Origin of the sequence: Nocardiopsis sp. TNDT3 (assembly GCF_003427465.1) — a bacterium.
GTDB classification, from domain to species: Bacteria; Actinomycetota; Actinomycetes; order Streptosporangiales; family Streptosporangiaceae; genus Nocardiopsis; species Nocardiopsis dassonvillei.
Genome location: NZ_QPFC01000320.1, coordinates 1 through 10964 on the forward strand (window position 1 = coordinate 1; position 10964 = coordinate 10964).

Annotated in this window: 10 protein-coding genes; all 10 read right to left on the reverse strand. The window is 71.8% G+C overall.

Going from position 1 to position 10964, the window contains the following annotated elements:
* Positions 1-980, reverse strand: a 980-nt coding sequence (locus DQW06_RS08640; protein WP_117198264.1) for an NADH-quinone oxidoreductase subunit J, incomplete at its 3' end; no start/stop codon positions are given.
* Complete coding sequence (nuoI, locus tag DQW06_RS08645) at positions 977-1534, reverse strand: NADH-quinone oxidoreductase subunit NuoI (protein ID WP_013156049.1); 558 nt, start codon at positions 1532-1534, stop codon at positions 977-979. The genes nuoI and DQW06_RS08640, both read right to left, overlap by 4 nt.
* Positions 1527-2900 carry an NADH-quinone oxidoreductase subunit NuoH gene (gene nuoH / locus DQW06_RS08650; RefSeq protein ID WP_013156048.1) on the reverse strand — a complete coding sequence of 458 codons (1374 nt, stop codon included), beginning with the start codon at positions 2898-2900 and terminating at the stop codon, positions 1527-1529. The genes nuoI and nuoH overlap by 8 nt, the downstream gene beginning before the upstream one ends.
* Positions 2897-5386, reverse strand: coding sequence for an NADH-quinone oxidoreductase subunit G (locus DQW06_RS08655; RefSeq protein WP_117198265.1), 2490 nt, complete (start codon positions 5384-5386; stop codon positions 2897-2899). The genes nuoH and DQW06_RS08655 overlap by 4 nt, the downstream gene beginning before the upstream one ends.
* The gene (nuoF, locus tag DQW06_RS08660) at positions 5383-6702 is read right to left on the reverse strand and encodes an NADH-quinone oxidoreductase subunit NuoF (RefSeq protein ID WP_013156046.1); all 1320 of its coding nucleotides are present in this window, start codon (positions 6700-6702) and stop codon (positions 5383-5385) included. Before nuoF ends, DQW06_RS08655 begins: the two co-directional genes overlap by 4 nt.
* Complete coding sequence (gene nuoE / locus DQW06_RS08665) at positions 6699-7445, reverse strand: NADH-quinone oxidoreductase subunit NuoE (protein ID WP_013156045.1); 747 nt, start codon at positions 7443-7445, stop codon at positions 6699-6701. Before nuoE ends, nuoF begins: the two co-directional genes overlap by 4 nt.
* Positions 7442-8737: an NADH-quinone oxidoreductase subunit D gene (locus DQW06_RS08670; RefSeq protein WP_013156044.1), complete on the reverse strand. Its 1296-nt coding sequence runs from the start codon at positions 8735-8737 to the stop codon at positions 7442-7444. Before DQW06_RS08670 ends, nuoE begins: the two co-directional genes overlap by 4 nt.
* 43 nt (positions 8738-8780) lie before the next feature.
* Complete coding sequence (locus DQW06_RS08675; RefSeq protein WP_013156043.1) at positions 8781-9521, reverse strand: NADH-quinone oxidoreductase subunit C; 741 nt, start codon at positions 9519-9521, stop codon at positions 8781-8783.
* Between the two features lies 1 nt (position 9522).
* Complete coding sequence (locus tag DQW06_RS08680; protein WP_013156042.1) at positions 9523-10068, reverse strand: NADH-quinone oxidoreductase subunit B family protein; 546 nt, start codon at positions 10066-10068, stop codon at positions 9523-9525.
* 259 nt (positions 10069-10327) lie between these two features.
* Entirely contained in the window at positions 10328-10687 is a 360-nt protein-coding gene (locus DQW06_RS08685; protein WP_026114451.1) for an NADH-quinone oxidoreductase subunit A, read from the reverse strand.
* Positions 10688-10964: the final 277 nt, after the last annotated feature.

A 10964-nucleotide genomic window follows, 5' to 3' on the forward strand; every position in this document is an offset into this window, starting at 1 on the left:
GGACCGTCGGGGCCCACGGCCCCGCCGCCGCCCTCGTCGGCGTCGTCCTCGGCCGCGACCCCCGTTCCGTTCCCCACCCGGTTCCCGGGCCTCTCCGCGGCGGGTCGGGCCCGGTCGTCGGCGACCGGCTCGGCCGTCTTGGAGTCGGCCGAGTCCGAGGCCCCGCCGGGCAGCGGGGCCTGGCCGGCGCGCACGGTCTCGGGCACCCGGGACTGGTACTCGGGGGCGCGGGCGGCCAGGACGGGGTTGAGCGAGAGCTGGGAGACCGTGCCGTCCGGCAGCAGCGCGGGCATGTCGATCGCGTTGTGCCGGGCGTAGGTGCCCGGTCCCGGCAGCGGGGTCGGGTGGTCGCCGCGGATGCGGTCCTCGGCGATCTCCCGCTGGGTGCGGCGCTTCTTGGTGCGGGCGGTGTGCGCCAGGACCATCGCGCCCAGGACCGCGGTGATGAGCAGCGCGCCGGTGGCCTCGAAGGCGACCACGTAGCGCAGCAGCAGCTCGCCCGCGATCCACGGGATGGTGCCCCCGGCCGCCGCGGCGCCCTCGGTGAGGCCGACCGGGTCGCCCACGGCGATGCGGGTGATGCCCGTGGTCAGGGCGCCGACGAAGCACAGGGCGACGACGGCCGTCATGAGGCGCTGTCCGCTGAGCGTCTCCACCAGGGAGTCGGCCGAGCTGACGCCGATGAGCATCAGCACGAACAGGAACAGCATGAGGACGGCGCCGGTGTAGACGACGATCTGCACGACCATGAGGAAGGGCGCCGCGTTGATGCCGTAGAAGATCGCCAGGCCGACCATGGTCAGCGCCATGGACATCGCCGAGTGCACGGCCTTGCGGGAGAAGACCACGCCCAGGGCGCCGAGGAGGACCACGGCGCCCAGGATCCAGAACGCGGTCGCCTCGCCGCCGCCGATCGGCGCGGCCAGGTACAGCGGCTGGTCGGACGGCGGGGCGGCGTGGACGCTGGTGAGCGGGTTCAACGGACCGCCTCCGGGGTCTCGGGCGCCTCGTGCCCGTCCTGCGAGCCGTGCTGGCCGCGCCCGGTGGCGTAGTAGTCCTGCTCGGTCTCGCCCAGGCGCATGGGGTGGGGCGGCTGCTCCATGCCCTCGCGCAGCGGGGCCAGCAGCTGCTCCTTGGTCCAGATCAGGCTCTGCCTGCTGTCGTCGGCCAGCTCGTACTCGTTGGTCATCGTCAGGGCGCGCGTGGGGCAGGCCTCCACGCACAGCCCGCACAGGATGCACCGCAGGTAGTTGATCTGGTAGACCCGGCCGTAGCGCTCGCCGGGCGAGTACCTGTCGTCGTCGGTGTTGTCACCGGCCTCCACGTAGATGGCGTCGGCCGGGCAGGCCCAGGCGCACAGTTCGCACCCGATGCACTTCTCCAGGCCGTCGGCCCACCTGTTCAGCTGGTGCCGTCCGTGGAAGCGAGGCGCCGTGGGGCGCTTGACCTCCGGGTACTCGACGGTCGGCACCTTCTTGAACATCGTGTGGAAGGTGACACCGAAACCCTTGACGGGGTTGAGCCACTCAAGCACCGGTAACCTCCTCACCCTTCTTGTTGCGGTCGGCGGCGGCCGGGGCCGTCCGCGGCGGTTCGGCGAGCACGCTGCTGCCGTAGTGCGGTGCGGCGCTCGGCGGAACCGGGAAGCCGCCGAAGGCGGGTTCCCGGTGCGCCCGGCGGGCGTTCTCCGCGCGCTGGCGGGCCTCCTCGGCGCGCTCGCGGCGCACGTGGCGCAGCCAGGCGGCGAAGGCGGCCACGGTCGCGGCGGTGAAGGCGGCGATCACCACGCCGACGACCAGCGGGGAGGCGCCGTCCAGGACGAGCATCCGCACGACGGCGACGGCGGTGATCCACACCAGCTGGATCGGGATGAGCACCTTCCAGCCCAGCTTCATGAGCTGGTCGTAGCGCACCCGGGGCAGGCTGCCGCGCGCCCAGATGAACAGGAACATCACGCAGACGAACTTGAGCAGCCACCACAGGGCGGGCCACCAGCCCTCGTTGGCGCCCGGCAGGATCGCCGCGATCCCGGGCGGGGCGAGCCAGCCGCCGAGGAAGAGCGTGACGGACACGGCGGCGACCGTGCACATGTTCACGTACTCCGCGAGGAAGAACATCGTGAACTTCATGGACCCGTACTCGGTCATGAAGCCGCCGACGATCTCGCCCTCACCCTCGGCCAGGTCGAAGGGCAGCCGGTTGGTCTCGCCGACCATCGTCACCAGGTAGATGAGGAAGGACGGCAGGAGCAGCACGGCGAACCACAGTCCGCGCTGGGACTCGACGATCCCCGAGGTGGTCAGGGTCCCGGACATGATGAAGACCGCGACGAAGGACAGGCCCATCGCGATCTCGTAGCTGATCACCTGCGCGGAGGCGCGCAGGCCGCCGAGCAGGGCGTAGGGCGACTGGGAGGCCCAGCCGCCGAGCACGAACCCGTAGACCCCCAGCGCGGCGGTGGCCAGGACCACCAGGGCCGCGACGGGCAGGTCGGTGAGCTGGAGCGGGGTGATGACCCCGAACAGGTTCACCTCGGGTCCGATCGGGATGACCGAGAAGGCGATGAAGGCGGGCACGGCCGCGATCATCGGCGCGGCGATGTAGACGAACCGGTCCACCCCGCGCGGGATCAGGTCCTCCTTGAGGGAGAGCTTGATGCCGTCGAAGAGCGACTGGAACAGGCCGAAGGGGCCCATCCGGTTGGGTCCGTGGCGCTGCTGCATCCGGCCCATGACCTTGCGGTCGGCCATGATCATCATCAGCACGCAGATCATGAGGAAGACGAAGATCGCCAGCGCCTTGATGGTGGTGATCCACCAGGGGTCGCCGCCGAAGGCGCTCAGCGTCTCCTCGGAGGCCAGGTGGGCGGTCACGCCCGGACCGAGAGCGGCGGGGGTCACTGCTGCCTCCCGTGGGTGCTGGCGGACCCGTTGCTACCGGTTCCGGTGGTGGACGCGGACAACAGGACGGTCTGCCCCGCGCCGCCGCCCAGGTCGCGGGGAACGTCGCACCCGTCGGCGTTGGCCGGGAGCCAGACGACGCGGTCGGCGATGTCGGTGACGATGACCGGCACGGTCACCGATCCGCGGGCTCCGGTGACGTGCAGGGTTCCGCCGTCGGGGACGCCGATCTCCTCGGCCGTGGCCGGGGACAGGTAGGCGCGGGCCTGCCGGGCGGTCCCGGCGAGGTAGGGCTCGCCGTCCTCCATGCGGCCGGTGCCGAGCAGCTGCCGCCAGGTGGACAGCAGTGCCTGGCCGGGTTCGGGCCGCACGACCTCGACGGGCCGCACGCGGGGTCCGTCCGCGCGCTCGCCGGTCCACAGACCCAGCTCCATCAGTTCGCCGTAGGCGGACGCGGCGTCGGGCAGGCCCAGGTGCACGTCCATCTGGTCGGCGATCGCGGAGAGCACCCGCAGGTCGGACAGCGCGCCGGGCACCTTAAGCGCGTCGCCGAAGGGCCGGTGGCGGCCCTCCCAGTTGACGAAGGTGCCGGACTTCTCGGCGACGGCGGCCACCGGCAGCACCACGTCGGCGCGGTCGGTGACGTCGCTGGCGCGCAGTTCGAGGCTGACGACGAACGGCACCCGGGCCAGGGCCGCGCGGGCGGCGTCGGGGTCGGGCAGGTCGTCCAGCTCCACCCCGGCGACGACCAGGGCGTCCAGCTCCCCGGCGGCGGCCGCCGCGAGGATGGCGGCGGTGTCGCGGCCGGGGGTCTCGGGCAGGGAGCCCACGTTCCAGACCTGGGCGACCTCGGCGCGGGCGGAGGGGTCGGCGACCGGTCGGCCTCCGGGCAGCAGGCCCGGCAGCGCTCCGGCGTCCACGGCCCCGCGCTCCCCGGCGCGGCGCGGCACCCACACCAGGCGGGCGCCGGTCCGCTCGGCCAGGGCCGCGGCGGCGGTCAGGGCGCCGGGCACGGCGGCCAGGCGCTCGCCCGCCATGATGACCGCGCCCTCCTGGTTCAGGGCCGCGACGACGTCGGGGTCGTCGGTGTCCAGGGCGTTGAGGACGCGGGCCTCGTCGCCGGGGACGGCCCGGACCAGGGTCCCGTGGGTCTTGGTCAGGCCCAGGCTGGCGTGGGAGCCGACCGAGTAGACCTTGAGGCCGCGCTTGCGCACTCCCTTGCGCAGCCGCAGGAAGACCAGGGGCGACTCGTCCTCGGGCTCGAACCCGGCCAGCAGGACCGCGGGCGCCTTCTCCAGGGCGGTGAAGTCCACGCCGACCGGGGTCCCGGCCACGTGGGCGGCCAGGAAGTCGGCCTCCTCGGGCGAGTGCGCGCGGGCGCGGGCGTCCACGTCGTTGGTGCGCAGGGCCACGCGGGCGAACTTGGCGTAGGCGTAGGCGTCCTCGTAGGTGAGGCGGCCCCCGGTCAGGACGCCGACCCGGCCGCGCGCGGCGGCCAGGCCCTGGGCGGCGACGCCGACCGCCTCGGACCAGGAGGCGAACTCCAGGGCCCGGGACTCCCCGTCGCGCACCAGCGGGCGGGACAGGCGGTCGGACTGGGTGGTGTAGCTGAACGCCCACCGGCCCTTGTCGCAGTTCCACTCCTCGTTGACCTGCGGGTCGTCCCCGGCCAGGCGGCGCATGACCTTGCCGCGCCGGTGGTCGGTGCGCTGGGCGCACCCGTCGGCGCAGTGCTCGCACACGCTGGGCGTGGACACCAGGTCGAAGGGGCGCGACCGGAACCGGTAGGCGGAGCCGGTGAGCGCGCCGACCGGGCAGATCTGCACGGTGTTGCCGGAGAAGTAGGACTGGAAGGGCTCGCCCTCGGCGATGCCGACCTGCTCGTCGGCGCCGCGCTCCATCAGCTCGATGAGCGGGTCGCCCGCGATCTGCGCGGCGAAGCGGGTGCAGCGGGCGCACTGCACGCAGCGCTCCCGGTCCAGCAGCACCTCGGTGGACAGCGCGATCGGCTTGGGGAAGGTCCGCTTGACGTCGACGAAGCGGGTCTCGCCCTGCCCGGTGGACATGGCCTGGTTCTGGAGGGGGCACTCGCCGCCCTTGTCGCAGACCGGGCAGTCCAGCGGGTGGTTGATGAGTAGGAACTCCATGATCCCGCGCTGGGCCTTCTCCGCCACCGGGGAGGTCAGGTGGGTGTTGACCACCATCCCCTCCATGACGGTGATGGTGCAGGAGGCCTGCGGCTTGGGCATGCCGCGCCCGTTGCCCATGTCGGGGATCTCGACCAGGCACTGGCGGCAGGCCCCGACCGGGTCCAGCAGCGGGTGGTCGCAGAACCTCGGGATCTGGATGCCGAGGAGTTCGGCGGCCCGGATCAGGAGGGTCCCCTTGGGCACCTGGACCTGGAACCCGTCGATGGTGACGGTGACGAGGTCCTCGGGCGGCGGCGCGGGCGCGGCTCCGCCGGAGGAGTTGGAGGTGACGGTCACTGCTGTCCTCCCGTCGTGGTCGGCCGGTCGCCCCAGAGGGTGGCCCGGGAGTGGTCGAAGGGGCAGCCGCCCCGCTCCACGTGGTCGATGTACTCCTGGCGGAAGTGCTTGATCGAGGAGGTCACCGGGCTGGTCGCGCCGTCGCCGAGGGCGCAGAAGGAGCGGCCGAGCAGGTTGTCGCAGATGTCCAGGAGCTTGTCGAGGTCGGCCTCGGTGCCCTGCCCGTTCTCCAGCCGGTCCAGGACCTGGACCATCCAGAAGTTGCCCTCGCGGCAGGGCGTGCACTTGCCGCAGGACTCGTGGGCGTAGAAGGCGATCCAGCGGCCGACGGCCTTCACCACGCAGGTCGTCTCGTCGAAGATCTGGAGGGCGCGGGTGCCGAGCATGGACCCGGCGGCGCCCACCGACTCGAAGTCGAGCGGGGTGTCCAGGTGCTCCTCGGTGAAGATCGGCGTGGAGGAGCCGCCGGGCGTCCAGAACTTGAGCCGGTGCCCGGGCCGCATCCCGCCCGACATGTCGAGCAGCTCGCGCAGGGTCACGCCCAGCGGGGCCTCGTACTGGCCGGGGTTGGCCACGTGCCCGGACAGGGAGAAGAAGCCGAACCCGGCGGACTTCTCGGTGCCCATGGACGTGAACCATTCGGCGCCGTTGGCCACGATGCTCGGCACGCTGGCGATGGACTCGACGTTGTTGACCACGGTCGGCGAGGCGTAGAGCCCGGCGACCGCGGGGAAGGGCGGCTTGAGCCGGGGCTGGCCCCGGTAGCCCTCCAGGGAGTCCAGCAGCGCGGTCTCCTCACCGCAGATGTAGGCGCCCGCCCCGGCGTGGACGACGACGTCGAGGTCGAAGCCGGTGCCCAGGACGTCCCTGCCGAGCAGCCCGGCCTCGTAGGCCTCGGCGACGGCCCGGCGCAGGCGCCGGATGACGTGCAGGACCTCGCCGCGCACGTAGATGAAGGCCTGGCTGGACTTGATCGCGTACGCGGCGATCGCCACCCCCTCCACCAGCACGTGCGGGTTGGCGAGCATGAGCGGGATGTCCTTGCAGGTGCCCGGCTCGGACTCGTCGGCGTTGACGACGAGGTAGCGCGGGTTGGGGTTGTCCGCGGGCAGGAAGCCCCACTTCATCCCGGTGGGGAACCCGGCGCCGCCACGGCCGCGCAGGCCGGACTTCTTGACCAGGTCCACGATGGCGTCGGGCTCCATGGCCAGCGCCTTGCGCAGCGCGCCGTAGCCGCCGGTGGCCCGGTAGCCCTCCAGGGTGAAGGAGTCGGGGCGGTCCCAGTCGCGCGACAGGATCGGGGTCAGGGTGGTCACTTGGCGTCCTCCTCACCCTGTTCGCGGGGCGGAAGGTTGTCGGGGTCCGGAGCGGTCCAGCCGCGCTCCCTGGCCAGCCTGAGTCCGGCCAGGGAGGGCGCGGCGGCCTGGACGCCCTCGCCCGCGCGGCCGTCCTCGAACCCGGCCAGTACGCGGGAGGCCTGCTTCCAGGTGCACAGGCTGGCGGGGCCGCGCGTGGGCGCGACGTCCCTGCCCAGGCGCAGGTCGTCCACGAGCCGCTTGGCCGTGTCGGGGGTCTGGTTGTCGAAGAACTCCCAGTTGACCATCACGACCGGCGCGAAGTCGCAGGCCGCGTTGCACTCGACGTGCTCCAGCGTGACCTTGCCGTCCTCGGTGGTCTCGTTGTTGCCGACCCCCAGGTGGTCCTTGAGGGTCTGGAAGATCTCGTCGCCGCCCATCACCGCGCACAGGGTGTTGGTGCACACGCCCACCTGGTAGTCGCCGCCGGGGCGGCGGCGGTACATGGTGTAGAACGTGGCGACCGCGTTGACCTCGGCGAGGGTGATGCCGAGCTGGTCGGCGCAGAAGCGCATCCCGGCCTTGCTGACGTGCCCCTCCTCGGCCTGCACCAGGTGCAGCAGCGGCAGCAGCGCCGAGCGCGGCCGCGGGTAGCGGCCGATGATCTCCTTGGCCTCGGGCTCCAGCCGAGCGGTGACCTCGGCGGTGAAGGCCTCGCGGGGCTCGGCCGTCGCCGCGGTCTCGGTGGTCTCGTGCTCGCTCACCGGTCCACGCCTCCCATCACCGGGTCGATACTGGCCACGGCGGCGATGACGTCCGCCACCGTTCCCCCCTCGCACATGGCCGCGACGGCCTGCAGGTGGGTGAACGAGGGGTCGCGGAAGTGCACGCGGTGGGGGCGGGTGCTCCCGTCGCTGACCGCGTAGCAGCCGAGTTCGCCCTTGGCGCTCTCGACGGCCGCGTAGGCCTGGCCCGCGGGGACCCGGAAGCCCTCGGTGACCAGCTTGAAGTGGTGGATGAGCGCCTCCATGGAGCCGCTCATGATGTGCGCGATGTGGTCGGGCGAGTTGCCCAGGCCGTCGGGCCCCAGCGCCAGCTTGGCGGGCCATCCGATCTTGGCGTCCTGGATCATCACCGGGCCGGGCTGGAGCTTGTCCAGGCACTGCTCGATGATCTTCAGGCTCTCCTCCATCTCGGCCATGCGCACCCGGTAGCGGGCGTAGACGTCGCCGCCGTCGGAGACGGGGACGTCGAACTCGTAGCCCTCGTAGCCGCAGTAGGGCTTGGCCTTGCGCAGGTCCCAGGCCAGGCCGGAGGCCCGCAGCAGCGGGCCGGTGACGCCGAGCGCCATGCAGCCGGGCAGGTTGAGGTGGGCCACGTCCTTGGTGCGGGCGAGGTAGACGGGGTTCTCGTCCAGGAGCTTGCGCATGACGGCGATGCGCTTGGGCATCTCCTTGAGCAGCTCGCGGACCTTGCCGGCCGCGCCGGGCGGCAGGTCCTGGGCCACGCCGCCGGGGCGGATGTAGGCGTGGTTCATCCTCAGGCCGGTGACCAGCTCGAAGATGTCCAGGATCATCTCGCGCTCACGGAAGCCGTTGGTCATGACCGTGGTCGCGCCCAGCTCCATGCCGAAGGTCGCCATCGCCACGAAGTGCGAGGCCATCCGGTTGAGCTCCATCATCATCACGCGGATGACGCTGGCCCGCTCGGGGACGCGGTCCTCGATGCCGAGCAGCTTCTCGACCGCCAGGCAGTACGCCGCCTCGTTGAACAGCGGCGTCAGGTAGTCCATGCGGGTCACGAACGTGGTGCCCTGCGTCCACGTCCGGTACTCCATGTTCTTCTCGATACCGGTGTGCAGGTAGCCGATACCGACGCGCGCCTCGGTGCAGGTCTCACCGTCGAGGGTGAGGATGAGCCGCAGGACGCCGTGCGTGGAGGGGTGCTGGGGTCCCATGTTGACGACGAGGCGTTCGGCGCTGGTGGCCTGCGCCTTCTCGATGACGTCGTCCCAGTCCCCGCCGGAGGCGTCGATGTAGTCCTCGGTGATGGTCATGCCGGGCCTCCCTCTGTGACGGAGTGCGTGGGGTTGGCGGGGCTCACTTGTAGGACCTCCGCTCGTCCGGCGGGGGCACGGTGGCTCCCCTGTACTCGACCGGGATGCCGCCCAGCGGGTAGTCCTTGCGCTGGGGGTGGCCGTGCCAGTCGTCGGGCATCTGGATGCGGGTCAGCGCCGGGTGGCCGTCGAAGACGATCCCGAAGAAGTCCCAGGCCTCGCGCTCGTGCCAGTCGTTGGTCGGGTAGACCGACACGATCGAGGGCACGTGCGGGTCGGCGTCGGGGCAGGTGGTGGCGACGCGGATCTCGCTGTTGTGGGTGATCGACCGGAAGTGGTAGACCGCGTGCAGCTCCCGGCCGGCGTCGTCGGGGAAGTGCACGCCCGTCACGCCCAGGCACAGCTCGTAGCGCAGGGCGGGCTCGTCGCGCAGCAGGCGGGCCAGCCTCGGCAGCGCCTCGCGGCGGGTGTGGAAGGTCAGTTCGCCGCGGGCCACCTCGACCCGCTCGACCGCTCCGGCGTCCTCTCCCAGGGCGGCCTCCAGGTCGTCGGCCACCCGGTCGAAGTCGGCGGTGCGCGCGTCCTCGGGGTCGGTGTAGGGGCGCTGGCTGCGCACGGGAGCGCTCCCCCGCACCTGCAGGCGGCCGAAGCCGGAGGTGTCGCCGGTGGTCGTGGCGCCGAACATCCCGGTGCGCCGGACCGGCGCGGCCAACCGCTCGCGGCCCAGCTTGTCGGGGAGGTTGGCCGCTTCCTCGTCGCGTTCGCGTTCGTTGTCGGTACTCATGTCAGTCCTTGCTCACCAGCGGCAGCGAACGGCGGAGCATCCGCTCCTCGTTCTCGGTGATCTCCTGCTCCCGGTGGGCGCCGAGCTTGGTGTTCTGCACCTTGTCGTGCAGCTTGAGCACGGCGTCCAGGAGCATCTCCGGCCGCGGCGGGCAGCCGGGCAGGTACATGTCCACGGGGACGACGTGGTCCACGCCCTGGACGATCGCGTAGTTGTTGAACATGCCGCCGCTGGAGGCGCACACGCCCATCGCGATGACCCACTTGGGCTCGGGCATCTGGTCGTAGATCTGGCGCAGGACGGGGGCCATCTTCTGGCTCACCCGCCCGGCCACGATCATCAGGTCGGCCTGGCGCGGGGTGGCGCCGAACTTCTCCATGCCGAACCGCGCCAGGTCGTAGTGCGGGCCGCCGACGGACATCATCTCGATGGCGCAGCAGGCCAGGCCGAACGTGGCGGGCCACATGGAGCTCTTGCGGGCCAGGCCCACGACCTGCTCGACGGTCGTGAGCATGATGCCGCTGGGCAGTTTCTCCTCGAGTCCCATCAGACGCTCTCCTCCTCCGGGCTGGGCTGCTGGGTGTGCTCTGCGGTCGGCGCTTTGCCGCGGTGGTCCGCGTTCGGGCGTCGGCGGGGTTCTGGAGGTCTCAAAGCGCCTGTCCGAGGAACGAGGACTGGCGCGTAGAGGCCGAAGGTTCCCGCCCTCGGGACGCCCGAACAAGGGAGGAACTGCGCCGTAGGCGTCGGTTGAGGGTGGTGGCGGGTGACGGGTGGGCAGCGGAGCGGAGGCCCAAGGCGAGCACTGTTCAGTCCCATTCGAGGCCTCCCCGGCGCCACTCGTAGGCGTAGGCGATGGAGACGTTCACCAGGAAGAGGACGATCGCGACCAGTCCGAACCAGCCCAGGGCGTCGAAGTGCACGGCCCAGGGGATGAGGAAGATGATCTCGATGTCGAAGACGATGAACATCATGGCCGTCATGTAGTACTTGACGGTGAACCGGCCGCCGCCCGCGGGCTGCGGCGTGGGCTCGATGCCGCACTCGTAGGCCTGCATCTTGGCGCGGTTGTAGCGCTTGGGCCCCAGGACCGCACCGGCGACCATCGACACCACGACGAACGCGGCGCCGATCCCGCCGAGCACGAAGATCGGTGTGTACAGCTCCACGCTCACCCTCCTCCTGGCTGCTGGGCACGCCCGCGCGGCGTGCCGGGAGCGCTTGTGATTGCTTTCACTTGTGCGGGCTCATCTCCGGTCGTCCCGTGTGTCCTGTTGTGGAGCCGGGCTCGACCGCCCGGTGGGTTGTGTGTCACGGCTGGGTCGGCGCCCCGTGTCCCGGGGGCCTCGGCACCGCGGCGCCCGGCTGTCGGCGCTCGTGCGGCTCCGGTCCTCCCCGGGAGGCGGCGCCCCCGTCCGGGCGGGTCCGGGCGCGGGCGCCCGGACC

What these genes read in the sequence shown, in the direction of transcription:
- DQW06_RS08670 (WP_013156044.1), bottom strand. Translation starts at nt 8,737, where the DNA reads ATGACCATCACCGAGGACTACATCGACGCCTCCGGCGGGGACTGGGAC.
- DQW06_RS08680 (WP_013156042.1), bottom strand. Translation starts at nt 10,068, where the DNA reads ATGGGACTCGAGGAGAAACTGCCCAGCGGCATCATGCTCACGACCGTC.
- DQW06_RS08675 (WP_013156043.1), bottom strand. Translation starts at nt 9,521, where the DNA reads ATGAGTACCGACAACGAACGCGAACGCGACGAGGAAGCGGCCAACCTC.